The sequence below is a fragment of the Streptomyces viridochromogenes DSM 40736 genome (assembly GCF_000158955.1).
Taxonomy (GTDB): Bacteria; Actinomycetota; Actinomycetes; order Streptomycetales; family Streptomycetaceae; genus Streptomyces; species Streptomyces venetus.
The window spans coordinates 3770672-3788429 of record NZ_GG657757.1 but is presented as its reverse complement, the minus strand read 5'-3'; the positions used below and the strand labels follow the sequence as shown (position 1 = coordinate 3788429).

The window sequence follows — 17758 nt, the reverse complement described above, 5'->3', positions numbered from 1 at the left end:
CCTCCGCGGCATGCCGGTCCCCTCCGGTGAGCAGCACCGCGAGCCGCAGCAGCGCGGTGGAGCGCATCGCTACGAACTCCCGGAACTCGTCGTGATTCGAGGCCTTCATCGACCCTCCCCTTCTCAAACGACCACGACGCGACGAGCCGCCCGGGGCTATCCCTCAGCGAGCGAAATTGTCTGCCCACTCCTGTAGTTGATACGAACCCCTGGTCGGCGAGAGAGGGACACGTGACCACCCTCCCGCAACCGTCTTGTGCCGATCCTTGCGCTGCCTCACCCTCTAGGTATGCATCGACGGGGGCGCGTAGGGCGCGTAGTCATCAAGAATGCCGACGGCAGCCAGACGATCCGCGAGAGGGGCAGGAAGACCCGGCACATTCCCGCCCCCGCTCAGCCGACCGCCACGCCACGCGAAACGGACGCGGCCCCGTCGGCCGGGCACCTCTGCCACGTACTCATCCGCTCCGACGCGGGGTCCTACGCATGCCCGTACTGCAAGGCGCGGTACACCGTGAAGAAGAAGGCCACCGAGAGTCGCCGGCCGGAGCCCGGGACAGGCCTCGGACTGGACCTGACGTAACTGAACCTGGCCCAGGTAGAAGGCGCTACCTGCCGCCGGCCGACTTCGTCGCGGCGGTGCTGTCCTGCGAGGGGACCTGAGGCGAGCAGGCCCCATTTCACCGCTTCGGCCGTCGGTGACGGATGCTGAAACCGCGCTGAAAGGTCGCTGAACGCGCCGCCCCGCAGACTCCGGGGCATGACGACAACGACCCACGCATCCGCCATCGCGGCCACGGGGCTGCGGAAGTCCTTCGGGGACAAGCTGGTCCTCGACGGCATCGACCTGTATGTGCCCGCGGGCACGATCTTCTCCCTGCTCGGCCCGAACGGCGCCGGCAAGACCACCGCCGTCAAGATCCTCTCCACCCTCATCACCGCCGACGCCGGCGACATCCGCGTAGGCGGCCACGACCTCGCCACCGACCCCCACGCCGTACGATCCGCGATCGGCGTCACCGGGCAGTTCTCCGCCGTCGACGGCCTGATCACCGGCGAGGAGAACATGCTCCTCATGGCGGACCTGCACCACCTGCCGAAGCGTGAAGGACGGCGCGTGGCCGCCGAGTTGCTGGAGCGCTTCGACCTCACCGAGGCCGCGAAGAAGCCCGCCTCCACCTACTCCGGCGGCATGAAGCGCCGTCTCGACCTCGCCATGACCCTGGTCGGGGACCCGCGCATCATCTTCCTCGACGAGCCCACCACCGGCCTCGATCCGCGCAGCCGCCACAACATGTGGCAGATCATCCGCGAGCTCGTCTCCGACGGCGTCACCGTCTTCCTCACCACCCAGTACCTGGAGGAGGCCGACGAACTCGCCGACCGCATCGCCGTGCTCCACGACGGCACGATCGCCGCCGAAGGCACCGCCGAGGAGCTCAAGCGGATCGTCCCCGGCGGACACGTCCGGCTCCGCTTCACCGACCCGGCCGCGTACAAGTCGGCCGCCTCCGCGCTGCGTGAGGTCACCCGGGACGACGAGGCGCTGGCGCTACAGATCCCCAGCGACGGCAGCCAGCGCGAGCTGCGCGCCGTCCTCGACTGGCTGGACTCGGCCGGCGTCGAGGCCGACGAACTGACCGTGCACACCCCCGACCTCGACGACGTGTTCTTCGCCCTCACCGGCCCGGCCCGCACCCCCGACCAGACCAAGGAGAACGTCCGATGAGCACCTCCCCGGCTCCCACCCGCCCGACCCGGATCTCCCTCGCCGTACGCGACTCGAACACGATGCTGCGCCGCAACCTCCTGCACGCGTGGCGCTACCCGTCCGGAACGCTGAACCTGCTGCTCACACCGATCATGATGCTGCTGCTCTTCGTCTACATCTTCGGCGACGTGATGAGCGCGGGCATCGGAGGCGGCGGCGCCGACCGCTCCGACTACATCGCCTACATCGTCCCGGGCATCCTGCTGATGACCATCGGCAGCACCGTGATCGGGGCCGCGGTGTACGTCTCCATGGACATGAGCGAGGGCCTCATCGCCCGCTTCCGCACGATGGCCGTCTACCGAGGTTCGGTGCTGGTCGGGCACGTCGTCGGCAGCGTGCTCCAGTCGGTCGCCAGTGTGGTCCTCGTCGGTGCCGTCGCAGTGGCCATCGGCTTCAGATCCACGGACGCCACGGCCCTGGAGTGGCTGGCCGCGTTCGGGCTGATCACGCTGTTCGCCCTGGCGCTCACCTGGATCGCGGTCGGCATGGGCATGGCCAGTCCGAACCCCGAGGCGGCCAGCAACATGGCCATGCCGCTGATCCTCCTGCCGCTCATCTCCAGCGCCTTCATCCCGGCCGACACGATGCCGGGCTGGTTCCAGCCGATCGCCGAGTACCAGCCGTTCACCCCCGCCATCGAGACCCTGCGTGGACTCCTCCTCGGCACCGGGATCGGCAACAACGGGTGGATCGCGCTCGCCTGGTGCCTCGGCCTGACCGCGCTCGGCTACCGCTGGTCGACGGCGCAGTTCAACCGCGACCCGAAATGAGTGCGCGGGCTGCCTCCCGCAACCCGTCCCGCTCCAGGGCGGCGTACTCCGACACCGCGTCGGCGTACGCCGCCCTGTCGGCCTCCTCGGCGGCCCGCCGGGCACGGCCTGCGGACATCGTGGGAAACGTCTGCGGCACGCGCATCCGCTCCGCCAGCGCCAGCAGCCGCACCGCCGAACCGTCGTCGCCCGCGGCGAGCCGGACCAGGCCGAGGGCCAGCACATCGGCGCCGGACACCGGGATCTCCCCGGCCGGGCGGGAGCCGTCGGCGAGCAGCGAACGCAGCCGTCCCTCCAACTCGGCCACCAGACCGGCGACCGGCTCCAGCCGCCCGGCGTACGCGTGCGCGACCACCGCGTAGACCTCGATCGCCCGCGCCCACGCCTCCGTGCCGGAGTCGGCGTGCGGCGAGCCGCTCGCGCGCAGCCGCTCCGCGGCCATCCGCCACCGCTTGAGCCCCAGCTCGGTCAGCCCCCGGGCCAGCGCGATCTCGGCCCGGGCGGCCAGATCGGTCGTGAAGGCCGAGGTCTGCTCCGACGGCCGGCTCCGCTCCACCTGCCGCTGCCACTCCTCGGCCTCGTCCGGCTCACCGCGTTGCAGACAGGCCAGCACGAGGCCCCGGCGCAGGCCCGTCGTGGGGCGACTGGTCGCTCAGGTGCTCCCAAGGCGTCCAGCGCCGCCAGCAGATGCCGGTACGCCTCCTCGCCGAGACCGGCGTCCCCGCACAGCTCGCTGCAGCGGGAGTGGCCGAGCAGCTTGAGCGACGGGTTGGGCACGGCGTCGACCGCGGCGAGCAGCCGGCGGGCGGAGGCCAGCGCACGCTCGTGCTCGCCTTCGTGCTCCCAGAGATAGCTGGCCACGGCCTCGGCGACGCCCGCCAGCAACGGCGCGTCGCTCGCGCACAGTTCCTCCAGGGCCTCGTAGCCGGGCGGGCGCATGTCCGCAAGCGCGCACAGCACGACGGCGAGTGCCCGCAGCAGCGTGTCCGGCTGCGCGGGCGGCAGCCGGCGCAGGGTGACGAGATGGCGCGCCTGGAGCGGGCCGTACCCGACGAACGGGGCGGTGACGCAGGCGACGCAGAGGGCACGGGTGACCTCGGTGTGCCGGGCGTCGGGGCGGTAGTGCGACAGCGGCGCCGCGGTGTCGGCGGCCAGGGCGAAGACCCGGTGGAAGGACGTCGAGTCGGTGAGCCAGATACCGGCCAGCACCGCGCCGGCCGCCGCGGTGGCGGCGTGGTCCTCGCGGGCGAGGGCGTAGCGCAGGGCGAGCACCAGGTTGTCCTGCTCCGCGCGCAGCCGCGGCCAGTGCCGCAGCGGCTCACCGCCGAACAACACGTCGTGGTTTTCCAGTCCGAAATCCCGTGCCCAGCCCAGGAACCGGTCGGTGACCGCCTCCTCCTCCCCGGCCGCCGCGCGCCGGGCGGCGCTGAACTCCCGCACCGTCTCCAGCATGCGGAAGCGGATCCCGGCCGCGGTGTCGCCGGCCTTCAGCAGCGACTGGTCCACCAGCTGCTCCAGCAGGTACAGCGCGTCGACGCCGTCCCCCAGCAGGTGTTCCGCCGCGCTCTCGGTGAAGCCGCCGGGGAAGACCGACAGCGCCCGCAGCGCCGCCCGCGCGTCCTCCTCCAGCAGATTCCAGCTCCACTCCACGACCGCGTGCAGGGTGCGGTGCCGCTCGGGTGCGTCCCGGGCCCCGCCGCGCAGCAGCGCGAACCGGTCGCCGAGGCGGCGGGCGATCTCGGGGACGGACAGCACCCGTACCCGCGCCGCCGCCAACTCCACGGCGAGCGGCAGCCCGTCGAGATGCCGGCACAGCTCCGCCACCGCGTCGGGCGGCAGCTCGACGCCGGGCCGCGCGGCCCGGGCCCGCTGCCCGAAGAGCTCGATCGCGATGTCCGCGCTCAGCTGCGGCAACTGGTACACCGCTTCCGAGCTCAGCCCCAGCGGTGACCTGCTGGTGACCAGCACCCGCAGGCCCTCGGACCGCGCCACCAGCTCCCGCACCAGCTCGGCCGCGCCCCGGACCACCTGCTCGCAGTTGTCCAGCACCAGCAGCGCGGGGCTTGCGCCGAGGGCGGCGACGATCGAGGCGGGCACATCCGCGCCACCGCCGTACGCCCCGGCGCCCCCGGGTGGCGCGTCCCCCCGGCCGAGGACCGACGCCACCTCGACGGCCACGTCCTCGTCCGCACGGACCCCGGCCAGCGAGACGAAGTGCACCACCCGCTGCTCCGCCCGGCGGCTGACGGCGTAAGCGAGCCGCGTCTTGCCCAGCCCACCGGGACCGACGATCGAGACCAGCCGCGAAGAGCGCAACAGCCCGCCCACCGCCACGAGGTCCCCGTCCCGTCCCAGCAGCGGATTCGGATCATGCGGCACTCCGTACCGGACCGCGGGGGCCTCGGCCTGAAGCAGCTCCTGATGCACGCCCTTCAGCCCGGCGCCCGGATCGGTGCCGAGGTCGTCCCGGAGCTCGCGGCGGTACGCGTCGTAGCGGGCGAGCGCCGCCGACGGCCCGGCCGTGGCCGCCTCGGCGCGCAGCAGCTCGGCCAGTACTTCCTCGTCGCGGGGCGCCCCGGCGAACACCTCGGTCAGCGGTGCCACGGCCTCGGCCCGGCGCCCCACCCGGCCGAGCGCGAGCGCACGCGAGCGTACGAGGGAGTCGTAGAGCGGCGCCCGCTCGGCCCGCAACTCCGCCACCGGGTCACCGGGCACGACGTCGATGACCGGGGCGGCGTCCCAGAAGGCAAGGCCCTCCTCCGCACTCGCCAGAGCGGCGGCATGATCCCCGGCCCGCGCATACCGCGCGCCCGCCTCGGCACACCGCACCACCACCGAACTGTCGACCTGCTCCTCACCCAACGCCAGCCGGTACCCGGTCGGGGTGCTGACGACGACATCGGCCCCGAGCTGGGAGCGGGTCCGGGAGACCAGGATCCGCAGCGCGTTGCCCGGGTTGGCCGGCAACTCGTCCCGCCACAGCCCCTCCACCAGCCGCGCGGTGCTGCAACCGGCGCGCAACTCACCCGCGAGCAACGCGAGCAGCCCGCGCAGCCGGGGCGCGGTGATCTCCCGCCCGCGATAGGCCACGCGCGACAGGAGGATCAACTCGGTCTTCACTTGGTCAGGTTATCGACAGGGGGTGTCTGGGCGGCTGGTCAGCGCAGGGGCCGGCCGGGCGCGCGCAGAGCCGCAGGCCATCCACGAGAGCTCGGCCACTCCTTGGTCACCATCACACCCGCACGTACACGAGCTTGTCCCCCGAGCCGGACCTGGCGATCGCCGAAGCCGCGGCCCGGCACCCTGGCTGGTCTGAGTAGCGAAGGAGGCATGGAAGGTGAGAGCGGGAGGCAACGGGTGGGCCGTTCTTGCCTCGAGCCGGTGGGGTCGTGCTGCGTCATGGCGGAAGCCCTCACCCGCGAAAACGGAAGTCCCCCCGCGAGAAACGCAGGCCGCCTACGGCTTGGGCGCCGGTTGCTCCCCCGACCCTCGGACGATCAGGCGAGTGGGCACGGTGATGGTGCGCGCCCGGGTGCGGTCGCCGTCGAGCCGGGCCAGGGCGGTGGCCGCGGCGCTGCGGCCGATCGCTTCGGGGTCCTGGGCGACGACCGTCAGGGCGGGTTCCAGGGCTTCGGCGAGGGACACGTCGTCGAAGGCCACGACGGCGACGTCCTTGCGTTTGCTGCGGGCGAGTTCGGCGACGATGCCGAGCGCCATGATGTTGTTCCCGGCGAACAGGGCCGTGGGGGGATCGGGCAGTTCGAGGAGTTGGGCCGTCACCGCCTCCGCCCCCTGCTGGTCGTGTGCGCTCGCGACGAGTGAGCGATCGTGGGCGATGTCGGCCGTCCGCAGGGCCTCGCGGTAGCCGGCGAGGCGCTCGCGGCGGGTGTAGAGCTTGGTGGGCAGGTCGCCGACGAAGCCGATACGGCGGTGGCCGTGGGCGATGAGGTGGGCGACGCCCTCCTGGGCCCCCGCACGGTTGGAGCTGACGATGCTGTCCGTGGACAGGCCGACCCCTGGCCGGTCGAGGAAGACGATGGGCAGCCCCGCCGTACGGTGCGACTTGAGGTCGGAGTGGTCGGCGCCCACGGACGGCACGACGATCAGGATGCTGACGCGCCGGGCGAGGAACTGGGCAGTCAGGGCGCGTTCACGCTCGGGGTCGTCCGCGGACGAGCCCATGAGCAGCGTCAGTCCGCGGTCCCGGACCGTGTCCTCGATACCGCGGGCCACGGCTCCGAAGAAGGGGTTGGCCAGGTCGGGGACGACCAGCCCTATGGTCGTGTCCGGGCCGCCGACGCGGATGTTGCGTGCCATGAGGTTCGGCTGGAAGCCGAGCTTGGCCACCGCCGCGAGCACCTGTTCCCTGGTTTCGGCTGAGGCGGGACCGTCCTCGTTGAGGACGCGGGAGACGGTCTTGGCGCTGACGCCCACTTCTCGGGCCACGTCTGCCAGGGTCGGGCGGCGGTTCGCTGCCATGGAGGAAACAGTCTCCTGTGCTCGTCGGTCCCGGCCGCGGCCTCGGCCGGAACTTGTGAGTGCTTCAGTTGGCCTGGACTCCCGCGGCCTTCGCGGCCTCGGAATCCGCTACGACAGTATCTCCGGCCTCGTCGACGTTCAGCGCACCGGTCATGATGGCCACGACCTCCGCCATGGAGTAGTCGGACGGCTTGATCACGGCGGCGCGCCGGCCCAGCCGGTGGACGTGGATCCGGTCGGCGATCTCGAAGACGTGCGGCATGTTGTGGCTGATCAGGACGACCGGCATGCCCTTGTCCCGGACCCGGCGGATCAGGTCGAGGACCTGACCGGACTCCTTGACGCCGAGGGCCGCCGTGGGTTCGTCCATGACGACGACGCTGCGGGCCCAGGCGACGGCGCGGGCGACCGCGACGGCCTGCCGCTGTCCGCCGGAGAGGGTCTCGACCGGCTGGGTCAGCGAGCGCAGGCCGATCTTCAGGTCGGCCATGTGATCGGCCGCCTCCTGACGCATGCGCTTCTTGTCGAGCATGCGGAAGGCGCTGCCGAGGAGGCCCGGTCGGCGCAGTTCGCGGCCGAGGAACATGTTCGAGGCGATGTCCATGGAGGCGGCCACGGCGAGGTCCTGATAGACCGTCTCGATGCCGTGGGCGCGTGCGCTCTGCGGGCCGGAGAACTGGATCGGCTTGCCGTTCAGGCGTATCTCGCCCTCGTCCGGCACCACCGCGCCGGTCAGGGCCTTGATGAGGCTGGTCTTGCCGGCGCCGTTGTCGCCGATGACGGCGAGGACCTCGCCGGGCAGCAGGTCGAAGTCGGCGCCGTCGATGGCGGTGACGTGGCCGTAGCGCTTGACCAGACCGCGAGCCTGCAGAACGGGGGTCTCAGTGGTGGTGGTCATCGGACCTTCCTCCGGGAGATCTGGTCGACGGTCACCGCGAGGATGACCAGGACACCGGTGATCAGCGTCTGGTAGATCGAGGCGACGCCCATCAGCTGGAGCCCGTTGCGGAAGACGCCGACGATGAGGACGCCGATGAACGTGCCCAGGACCGACCCGCGTCCGCCGAAGAGGCTCGTGCCGCCGAGGACCACGGCGGTGATGCTGTCGAGGTTGTCGGTCTGCCCGGCCTGCGGGTCGCCGACTCCGGTGCGGGAGATGAGCAGCAGGGCGGCGACGCCGTAGAGGAGACCGGCCACGGTGTAGACACCGATGGTCAGCCGGGAGGTGCGGATGCCGTTCAGTCGCGCCGCTTCCGGGCTGTTGCCCAGCGCGTAGACGTGCCTGCCCCAGCCGGTGCTGCTCAGCGCGTAGGCGAGGAGGAGGAACAGGGCGATGGTGACCAGCGAGCCGTAGGTGATGTCGGTCTTGCCGAGCGGGAAGGTCTGCCCGAGGGCCGTCAGCGGGCCGGGCAGGTTGCTGACCGTCTGCTCCTCGGAGTAGATGTGCGTCAGCGCGAACGCGACGTTGAGCATGCCGAGGGTGACGATGAACGGCGGCAGCGGGATCTTCTTCACCAGGGCCCCGTTGAGCATGCCGAAGCCGCCGCAGACGACCAGGCCCAGCGCGATCGCGGCGAGCGGTGGCAGGGAGCCCTCGGCGGCCATCTTGGCGATCACGATGCTGCCGAACGCCATCACCGCCCCACAGGACAGGTCGATGCCCGCGGTCAGGATGATCAGGGTCTGGCCGATGGCCAGCGTGCCGACGACCATGACCTGCTGCACGATCAGCGAGAAGTTCCCGCCGGTGAGGAACTGGTCGGTCGAGACGGAGAAGAAGACACAGGCCAGCAGGAGCGCGACCAGCGGGCCCGTGGTCGGTTGCGTGAGCAGTCTGCGGACCGTGGTCGGCGCTTTGAGCTCCGCGTACGGCGTGGACGTGGAGGGTGGCGTGGACGTGGCAGTCATGCGAGGTCCTTGTCGGAAGACAGAAGTCCTTGTCCGTCCTTGTCGGGCGACAGGACGACGAGGGGGCGGCCTTCCCAGGTCGGGGAGGAGGGGCAGGCCGCCCCGCTGAGGGGTGTCGAACGGCAGCGGCTACGAGGCCGGCCGGGGGGCGGCGGCTCAGCCCCAGCAGTTCTCCAGGCCGTAGGCGGTGTCCTTGGAAGCGACCCCGTCCTGCGCCTTGTCGGTGATCAGGGTGACGCCGGTGTCGGTGTAACCCGATGCCTTCTTGCCGTCCTTGGCGTAGGTCACCACGGCCTTGACGCCCTTGGCGGCCATCTTCAGCGGGTACTGCTGCGAGGTCGCGGCGATCTTGCCGTCCTTGACGGCCCGGGTGCCGGTGCAGCCGCCGTCGACGGAGACGATCAGAACGTCCTTCTCCCGGCCCTTGGCCTTGAGCGCGGTGTACGCGCCCAGTGCCGCCGGTTCGTTGATCGTGTAGACGACGTTGATGCCGGGTTCCTTCTGGAGGCAGTTCTCCATCGCCGTCTGGCCCTTGGACTGGTCGCCGCCGGTGTCCTGAGCACAGGCGACGTCCTTGTCGGTGGCGCCGAAGCCCTTGAGGAAACCGTTGTGCCGCTGAACGCCGACGGACACACCGGGCGCGAGGTCCAGGGCGGCTATCTTCGCGGTCTTGCCCTTCATCGCGGCCTTGGCGTACTCGCCGATCAGCTCACCGGCCTTGAGGTTGTCGGTGGCGAAGAGGGCGTCGACCGCGCTCTGCGGCTCGGTCGGGGTGTCCAGGGCGATGACCAGGACGCCCTTGGCCTTGGCCTTCTCGATCGCGGGCACGATCGCCTTGGAGTCGCTGGGGGTGATCAGGATGCCCTTCACACCGGAGGCGACCATGTTCTCGATGGCCGTGACCTGCCCGGCGTTGTCGCCGTCGAACTTGCCGGCCGCGGTCATGAGTTTGACGCCTTCGGCCTTCGCGGTCTTCTCCGCGCCCTCCTTCATCTTGACGAAGAACGGGTTGGTGTCGGTCTTGGTGATGAGGCCGACCTTGACCTCGCCCGAGCCGGTGCTCGCGCTGCCCGATCCCGATCCGGATCCACAGGCGGTCAGGGCGAGCGCTGCGACACCCGTGCACGCAGCGGCTCTGAGCAGAGAGGAGGGCAGACGAGAGGTGCGTGACATGAACGACTCCAGCGGGATGTCGGGCGGTTGGCCGGCAGCGGGGCCTGCCGTCCCGCGATGTCAACGATGACTGATGTCATCGTTGACACTGCTTGGCGAGGATGATGGACTCCGTTCCCCGGCAACGTCAATGCCTTTCACTCGTCACAAATCGGCAACGTCCCCCGGCGGTCGCCCGCCCGAAGCCGCTCGTCGGCGTGCCCGGGTCATGCCCCTTTGTGCTCCGCCCGTTCCGAGAGAAGAGCAGCCATGAGTCCACCCCAGATCACCGTCCTGGGAGAATGCGTCGCGGACGCGTTCACCGAACCCGCGAGTGCCCGCGACGAACTCGCCCTGCGCGTGCTGCCGGGCGGCGGCCCCGCCAACACGGCGGTGGCCCTGGCCAGGCTCGGCACTCCGGCCCGCTTCCTCGCGCGGCTGTCCGGCGACGTGTTCGGCCGCCTCTTCCGGGCCCACCTCGCGGCATCCGGCGTGGACCTCTCCCACGCCGTCGAGGCCGCCGAGCCCAGCACGCTCGCCGTCGCCGAGCTGGACGCCCAGGGCCGGGCCGAGTTCTCCTTCCACGCCCAGGCCACCGCCGACTGGCAGTGGACGCGAGCGGAACTGGCCCGGGCGGACCTGACCGACACCGCCTGTGTGCACACCGGGTCGCTGGCCCTGGTCAAGGAACCCGGGGCGGCGCTGGTGGAGGACTTCCTGGCAGCGGCCGCCCCCGGGGCCACGATCAGCATCGACCCCAACGTCCGCCCGCTCCTGATGCACCCCGAGGCCTACCGTGCCCGCCTGTCCCACTGGTGCTCTCTCGCGGACGTGCTGCGGCTGAGCGAGGACGACCTGGAGCTCCTCCTGCCCGGAACGCCGCCCGAGCAGGCCTGCGACACCTGGCATGCGGCGGGCGCGCGGCTCGTCGTGATCACACGCGGCGCCGACGGCGCCCTGGCCTCACTCGACGGGGAGCGGGTCCAGGTGCCGGCGGTGGCGACTCCGGTCGTCGACACGGTCGGCGCGGGAGACTCCTTCACCGCCGGCCTGCTGCACCACCTCGGCGCGCACGGCCTCCTCGGCGGCAGACTGACGGACCTGAGCCTCGCCGATGTCGAGGCAGCCTGCCGGTTCGCCGTGCAGGTCGCGGCCCTGACCTGCTCGGTCGCCGGGCCCAACCCGCCCTGGCAGGACCAGCTGGCGCCGTTCCCGACGGACGACGCCGTCGGTCGGCCTCTCGATTCCGCCCACTGACAAGGACAGGAAGCCATGACGAAAACCCTGCTCGCCGAGTTCACCGCCCGAGAAGGAACGGAGGACGAGGTCGCCCGCCTGATCGGGGACTACGCCCTGAAGGTGCGCGAAGAGGAAGGCAACCTGGCCTTCGACGTCTACACCAAGACGGCCGAACCCCGCGCCTACTGGATCTTCGAGGTCTACCGCGACGAGGACGCCTTCCAGGCCCACCTGAACGCCCCGTACGGCGCCCCGTTCAACGCCGCCCTCATCCCGCTGATCGAGGAGGACGCGTCCGTACTCACGTTCCTCAGCCCGTGTGCTCCCTCCCGCGCATGACGCCCATGCCGTCGTACCCGTCGCGGTCCACACATGCTCCAGGGCGGTGTCTGCCGCCGGACAGTTAGCATCAGGACTCCGGCGTGGCTCCCAGCAAAGGCGACGATCATGGATCCGGCCGCGGTAACTCCGCTTCCCGCGGGCATCAGCCTGCGCGAGTTGCTGATGGCTCTGGGCGATTCCCTGGTGGAGGTGCAGGCCGCTCCCGCCGGACTGGACGTCGAGATCCGTGGCGTGGCCCTGCTCGATCCCGAGGAGCCGCCGACCACTCGGCCGGGCGAGCTGGTCCTCGTCATCGGTGCCCGTGGCCGAGCCGCCTATCCCGCGCTGCGGGCCGCCGGGCGGGACGGAGCCGCCGGCGTCGTGGTCAAACTGGATGGTCCCGGTCAGGCCGCGGCTCTCAGCGAGACCGCCACCGAGGCCGGGGTCGCCCTGCTCTCGCTGCGCAGCGCAGCACGCTGGGAACAGGTGCACGCGGTGGCCCGCGCCGCCCTCGACGACGCGCCCCCGGGCCACCGCGGCGAAGCCGACGAGAGCGACCTGTTCTCGCTCGCCCAGACCACCGCCATCCTCACCAGCGGCATCGTCAGCATCGAGGACGCCGCCAACCGGGTGCTGGCGTACTCCCGCTCCACCGACTCCGACGAGATCGACGACCTGCGGCGGCGGTCCATCCTCGGCTGGCAGGGACCCGAGGCGTATCTGGCGAAGCTGCGCGAGTGGGGGGTGTTCCAGCACCTGCACTCCAGCGACGAGGTGATCAGCATCGACAGCCACCCCGAGCTGGGGATCCGCCGTCGGCTCGCGGTGGCCATCCGGTCCGGGGACCGGCAGTTGGGGACCATCTGGGTGCAGGAGGGCTCGACACCGCTGTCCGAACACTCGGGCCAGGCACTGCTGGGTGCCGCCCGGGTGGCCGCGCTCCACCTGGTGCGCCGCCGCCGGGAGCTCTCGGAGAACCTGACGTTCACCCGAACCCTGCTGGCCGGACTCCTGGAGGGGAACACCGGGCCACAGCCGCTGGCCACCCACCTGGGATTCGACGCGACCCGCCCGGCCGCCGTCCTGGGCTTCTCCTACGGAACCGCGGAGGCCGTCGCCGCACCGGAGCTGACCCATGCCGAAGTCACCAACCTGGTCTCCGTGCACATAGCCGCCCGGCACCGCAGCGCGCTGGTCGCGCAGGTCGACCCCCGCATCTACGTGCTCCTGCCCCAGCTTCCGCGCAGCATCGACATAGCCACGCTGCGCGGCTGGGGCCAGGAGATCACGGACGCCGTACGCCGACACCTGGGCCTGCCGTTGCGTGGCTCGGTCGGTTGCGTGGTGCCCACGCTCGGCGACGTCACGGAGTCGCGCCGGGAGGCCGACCGCATCCTCGACGCCATGCTGGGAGCCGACGTACACACCGCGGTCGCCGCGTTGCCGGACATCCAGTCGGAAGTACTGGTCAGTGAGGTGCTGACGCTGCTGTCCGGCCATCCCGAGATACGGGATCCACGACTGACCGCCCTCGTCGCCCACGACAGCCGGCACCAGGGCCGCCTGGCGGAGACCCTTCTGACCTACCTGAACTCCTTCGGTGACGTACGGGCGGCCGCCGCCCAGCTGCATGTGCACCCCAACACGCTGCGCTACCGCCTTCGCCGGGCCGAGGAGCTGACCGGTCTCGACCTGAGCCGTCCTGACCAGCGTCTGCTCGCCATGCTCCAGCTGCGGCTGCCACCCGGCACCTGATCCCGCTTCCCCTCCGCATTGGCGGGCCGTACAGCCATCGGCGCCGAATTCGTCGTACTGGACAAGCCCGCCGCCCCACGACTCCTCATACGCTGGCGCAAATCTCCTCCCGAAAGTGACACGGACCGCATCTCATGAGGAGGCGGAGCGCAGCGCGGCCGTGCGGTGACGACCCCATCACCTGCACGGCATCCGGATACCGCGCCGTCGCACCCTGAACGCTTTCGGAAGCTGCAAGGCCATGGCCCTCCCCCCGCCATACCGGCCTGCCCGTCCCCGCCGTCGAGGCGATGCCCCAGGAACCACGGCAGCCACTCCCCACACGGCTTCCCAACCACCCAACGGATGGATGTCGACATGACCACACGTCCCCCAGATGCTCCGGCCGCTGACACCGCCCCACCTGCCGACGGTCACTCCCCGGAGCAGGCAGGCCTGAAGGCCGGTCTCAAGAACCGCCATCTGTCCATGATCGCCATCGGTGGTGTGATCGGCGCCGGCCTGTTCGTGGGCTCCGCCTCCGGTATCGCCGCCGCGGGGCCCGGCATCCTGCTGTCGTACGCGCTGGTCGCGGCCCTGGTCGTGTTCGTGATGCGGATGCTCGGCGAGATGGCCGCGGCCTACCCGACCTCCGGCTCCTTCTCCGCTTACGCGGACCGGGCGCTGGGCCGCTGGGCCGGGTTCTCGATCGGCTGGCTGTACTGGTTCTTCTGGGTCGTCGTGCTCGCCGTGGAGGCGACGGCGGGTGCCGTGATCCTGGAAGGGTGGGTGCCGGCCGTGCCGCAGTGGGCCTGGGCGCTGATCGTGATGGTGGTCCTCACCGCCACCAACCTGATCTCGGTCGGTTCCTTCGGCGAGTTCGAGTTCTGGTTCGCCGGCATCAAGGTCGTCGCCATCGGAGGCTTCATCATCCTCGGCGGCCTGGCGATCTTCGGTGTGCTGCCCGGCTCCGACCACCCCGCGACGGGCTTCGGCAACCTCACCGAACACGGCGGCTTCCTGCCGAACGGCGGCGGAGCGATCCTCACCGGCATCCTGCTGGTCGTCTTCTCCTTCATGGGGAGCGAGATCGTCACCCTCGCCGCCGCCGAGTCCCCGGACGCGCGGCGGGCGGTCGCGAAGGCCACCCGGAGCGTGATCTGGCGGGTCGGCGTCTTCTACATCGGCTCGATCCTCGTCGTGGTCTCCCTGCTGCCCTGGAACGACCCCGCGGTCGAGAAGAAGGGGTCGTACGTCGCGGCCCTGGACACGATCGGCATCCCGCACGCCGGCGAGATCATGAACTTCATCGTGCTGACCGCCGTGCTGTCCTGTCTCAACTCCGGCCTCTACACCGCCTCCCGTATGGCCTTCTCCCTCGGACAGCGCGGCGACGCCCCGCGGTCCTTCGTACGGACGAACGCGCGAGGCGTCCCGCAGGTCGCGATCCTGGCCTCCGTGGCCTTCGGCTTCGTGGCGGTCGCCTTCAACTACCTGTGGCCGGACACGGTGTTCCAGTTCCTGCTGAACTCCTCCGGTGCGGTCGCGCTCTTCGTGTGGCTCGTCATCTGCTTCTCGCAGCTGCGGATGCGGGGGATCATCCTGCGCGAGAACCCGGAGAAGCTCGTCGTCCGGATGTGGCTGTTCCCGTATCTGACGTGGGTGACGATCGCGATGATCTCGTTCGTGCTCCTCTACATGCTCACCGATGACAAGGAGGGCGGCGGACGGAGCCAGGTACTGCTCTCCCTGCTCGTGGCCGCCCTGGTGATCGCGATCTCGCTGGTGCGGGAGCGGAGGCGTCGCCCGGAAAGCGCCAATGACGCGGTGGCGCCCCGGTAGCAGCCGCGGACGCCGCGCTTCGGAACAAGGACGTTTGCGGGGTCGACAGGGCGTATCGCCCCCCATGTAGAGGGGGCGATACGCCCTGCTGCGCCGTCGGCTAACCCATGGTCTTGGCGCCGTCCAGGGACTCGCGGATGATGTCGGCGTGGCCGGCGTGCTGGGCGGTCTCGGCGATGACGTGCATCAGTACTCGGCGGGCCGACCATCGCGCGCCCGGCTCGGACCACGGGGCCTTCGGTAGCGGTTGTGTGGCGTTCAGGTCGGGAAGGGTGGCGACCAGTTCGTCAGTTCGGCGTGCTACCTCGGCGTAGTCGACGAGCACGCCGGTCAGCGTCTCGCCGGGCAGCATCCGGAACTCGTCGGCCCGTCGGGCCCAGTCGGCCTCGGTCATGGCGGTGAAGTCGGGCATCGCCGACGGGCCCTCCAGGATGAACTGCGCCCAGGTTCGCTCGACCGCAGTGACATGTTTGATCAGGCCGCCCAGGCACAGCCGGCTGGCGGTGGTCCGGCGCCCGGCCTGCTCGTCGGTGAGGTCACGGGTGGTGAATCGGAGGAAGTGCCGCTGCTTGGCCAGGGACTCCAGCAAGTCGGCGCGCTCGCCGGTGGGGGTCGACTCATGGGCCGAGTCGTGTGCGGCCGGTTCGTTGACAGTCGCGGTCTCGCTCATGGTCGTTACCTCCGTGGTTCGTGTTCCGACGGGCAGGGAGGACGCTAGGGGCCATAGAGGTCAGGTTCTGACCTAAATCCCGGGAGAGGTGAGGATGTTGAGGCTTGACCTGGGGCTGCACCTGTCGAGGACCGAGCAGGGGGCGGGCAAGTACCTGCGCTGCCAGGGCCTGTCGACGGTCGAGGGCGCCGAGGTGCTCTTCGCTGACCGTCCGAGATGACGCTTACGCGAGTCGGATGGTAGACGTGGCGGACGTGTTGCGTCAGGGGAGGGTAGGGGCATGGGTGGGCCTGCGATTCCGGTAGCCGTTATAGCTGCTTTTGTTTTTTGCTTTTCCGTGGTGGCCTACAGGCGGGGCAGGGCGCTGCGCACGCGAGGGATACGTGCACCAGCAAAATGCGTCAACTCCCGGAAAGATGAAAACGGGAAAGCCTACCTTCTGGTTCAATTTCCATCGGAAACCGGAGCGATGCTGCAAACCAGCGTCGGGCCTTTCGTATGGCCTCCCGCCACGGTGGGGGGAGCACTCGAGGTCATCTATGACCCGAAGGATACGAGCAACACCGTAACCCCCGAGCAGATGACGAGCGGAAGGACGCTTCTGTCATTCGCTATCGGTTCTGGGGTACTGCTTTTCCTCTGCTTCGCCGTGATGCTTATCGATTTCGCCGGCTGAGGTAATCGCCGGTAATCGCCCGGAACACTTCCTTGCCTTCGCCGGGATAGCCTCGATTCTGATCTGCTACCGCCGTCTTTCCCGTCTGAAGTGATGCTCAGGTATTGGCCCCTCGTGCTGTGACCTGCCAGCGGTCGATCACCTTGCGGTCTCGGACGACCAGCAGCTCATCGGCGAGATTCACCGGCGTGCAGATGTGGTTGGGGACGACGGCGACCACCGACCCAAGGCGCGGCCCTCTCACGCCTTCCGGAAGGCGGACCACGGCGTGGTGCTCCCACAACCCGGTAATGGATCCCTGCGGGAACTGGGGCAGGTAACCGTGACCCGTCACCCAAGGCGACCGGTCGGAGCCAAGGGCCTTGCTGCCGACGTCCAGCACGAAGCGGTCCGGGGCGGGAACGCTGATCACCGTCGACGCAGCGACCAGCGCCAGATCCTCCACCCCACAGGTTCCGATGGCCAGCTGGGTGGCGTCATTGAAGACGTAGACACCCGGCCGCAATTCGTTCACTGCCCCCGGCTGCCACTGTCCCGCCGTCGGCGTCGACCCGCCGCTGACCACACGGACGTCGAGCCCGAGATCCCGCAGCACCTGTGCGGCCTGGCCCAGCGTGCGCTCCTCGTCTCGTGCGGCGTGCTCTCGTGCCCGCGCGTCGTGTCCGTAGCCGTGTCCTGGGAACGTGAACACGCCCGCAACAAGGAGTCCCGCGTCGGCGGCCGCCTTCCCCACCTCACCAGCCATGTGAGGCTGCACTCCTGTGCGACGGCTCCCGCTGTCGACCTCGACAAGTACCTCGACAGGCCGGGCGCTGCCGTGCACGGCGTTCCCCAGCCGCTGTGCGCCTTCGATCGACTCAACGCCGACTCTCAGGGCAATGCGGTCCGCCAGTCGGCGCAGCCGCTGCGCCTTGTCGGCATCGAGCCACACGGGGTATGCGATGAACAGGTCGTCCACGCCGACCCGAGCAAATGCCTCGGCTTCGCCGATCGTGGCCACCGACAGCCCGCGCGCACCAGCCCGAAGCTGAAGGTCCCCGATCTGCGCGCACTTGTGGGCCTTGGCGTGCGGACGCAGGACGAACCCTTGAGCCCGCGAAGCCTCAGCCATCCGCTCGATGTTGCTTTCCAGCACATCCGGATCGACCACGAGCGCCGGCGTAGCCAGCCCATCGGGCAGCAGTATCGCCATC

13 protein-coding genes and 2 pseudogenes are annotated in these 17758 nt (G+C 70.2%); 7 read left to right on the top strand and 8 right to left on the bottom strand.

Features of this window, described 5'->3' with window-relative positions:
• Window positions 1–109 (bottom strand): annotated as a pseudogene (locus SSQG_RS42725) (SigE family RNA polymerase sigma factor); the annotation flags it as partial.
• A gap of 651 nt (window positions 110–760) precedes the next feature.
• Here SSQG_RS42725 and SSQG_RS16495 point away from each other — a divergent pair.
• On the top strand, window positions 761–1729 hold the full coding sequence (locus SSQG_RS16495) for a daunorubicin resistance protein DrrA family ABC transporter ATP-binding protein (protein ID WP_003990931.1): 969 nt from the start codon (window positions 761–763) through the stop codon (window positions 1727–1729).
• Entirely contained in the window at window positions 1726–2544 is an 819-nt protein-coding gene (locus SSQG_RS16490) for an ABC transporter permease (RefSeq protein WP_003990930.1), read from the top strand. The genes SSQG_RS16495 and SSQG_RS16490 overlap by 4 nt, the downstream gene beginning before the upstream one ends.
• Here SSQG_RS16490 and SSQG_RS16485 read toward each other — a convergent pair.
• The 5 genes and pseudogenes from SSQG_RS16485 to SSQG_RS16465 form a co-directional block, all read right to left on the bottom strand.
• Window positions 2525–5664, bottom strand: a pseudogene (locus SSQG_RS16485) (ATP-binding protein). The gene SSQG_RS16490 and the pseudogene SSQG_RS16485 sit on opposite strands and share 20 nt — an antisense overlap.
• A gap of 336 nt (window positions 5665–6000) precedes the next feature.
• A complete protein-coding gene (locus SSQG_RS16480; RefSeq protein ID WP_039932876.1) occupies window positions 6001–7023 on the bottom strand; it encodes a LacI family DNA-binding transcriptional regulator in 1023 nt (340 codons plus the stop codon).
• 64 nt (window positions 7024–7087) lie between these two features.
• Window positions 7088–7921 (bottom strand): ATP-binding cassette domain-containing protein, encoded by an 834-nt coding sequence (locus tag SSQG_RS16475; protein WP_003990927.1) that lies wholly within the window; start codon window positions 7919–7921, stop codon window positions 7088–7090.
• On the bottom strand, window positions 7918–8931 hold the full coding sequence (locus SSQG_RS16470; RefSeq protein WP_003990926.1) for an ABC transporter permease: 1014 nt from the start codon (window positions 8929–8931) through the stop codon (window positions 7918–7920). The genes SSQG_RS16475 and SSQG_RS16470 overlap by 4 nt, the downstream gene beginning before the upstream one ends.
• Before the next feature lie 156 nt (window positions 8932–9087).
• A complete protein-coding gene (locus SSQG_RS16465) occupies window positions 9088–10104 on the bottom strand; it encodes a sugar ABC transporter substrate-binding protein (protein WP_003990925.1) in 1017 nt (338 codons plus the stop codon).
• A gap of 249 nt (window positions 10105–10353) precedes the next feature.
• Here SSQG_RS16465 and SSQG_RS16460 point away from each other — a divergent pair, with 249 nt between their 5' ends.
• The 4 genes from SSQG_RS16460 (at window position 10354) to SSQG_RS16445 (ending at window position 15219) form a co-directional block, all read left to right on the top strand.
• The gene (locus SSQG_RS16460; RefSeq protein WP_003990924.1) at window positions 10354–11340 is read left to right on the top strand and encodes a carbohydrate kinase family protein; all 987 of its coding nucleotides are present in this window, start codon (window positions 10354–10356) and stop codon (window positions 11338–11340) included.
• Window positions 11341–11355: 15 nt separating this feature from the next.
• Window positions 11356–11661 (top strand): putative quinol monooxygenase, encoded by a 306-nt coding sequence (locus tag SSQG_RS16455; protein ID WP_003990923.1) that lies wholly within the window; start codon window positions 11356–11358, stop codon window positions 11659–11661.
• A 108-nt stretch (window positions 11662–11769) separates the two neighbouring features.
• A complete protein-coding gene (locus tag SSQG_RS16450) occupies window positions 11770–13398 on the top strand; it encodes a helix-turn-helix domain-containing protein (RefSeq protein WP_039932875.1) in 1629 nt (542 codons plus the stop codon).
• Window positions 13399–13755: 357 nt separating this feature from the next.
• Window positions 13756–15219: an amino acid permease gene (locus SSQG_RS16445; protein WP_003990921.1), complete on the top strand. Its 1464-nt coding sequence runs from the start codon at window positions 13756–13758 to the stop codon at window positions 15217–15219.
• A 100-nt stretch (window positions 15220–15319) separates the two neighbouring features.
• Here the strand turns inward: SSQG_RS16445 and SSQG_RS16440 are convergent, their stop codons facing one another.
• A complete protein-coding gene (locus SSQG_RS16440) occupies window positions 15320–15889 on the bottom strand; it encodes a DinB family protein (protein ID WP_003990920.1) in 570 nt (189 codons plus the stop codon).
• Between the two features lie 94 nt (window positions 15890–15983).
• On the opposite strand from SSQG_RS16440, the gene SSQG_RS43455 reads away from it, so the two are divergent.
• Entirely contained in the window at window positions 15984–16109 is a 126-nt protein-coding gene (locus SSQG_RS43455; RefSeq protein ID WP_276327075.1) for a hypothetical protein, read from the top strand.
• Window positions 16110–16662: 553 nt separating this feature from the next.
• Here the strand turns inward: SSQG_RS43455 and SSQG_RS16430 are convergent.
• Window positions 16663–17757, bottom strand: coding sequence for an alanine racemase (locus tag SSQG_RS16430; RefSeq protein ID WP_003990919.1), 1095 nt, complete (start codon window positions 17755–17757; stop codon window positions 16663–16665).
• Between the last annotated feature and the right edge of the window lies 1 nt (window position 17758).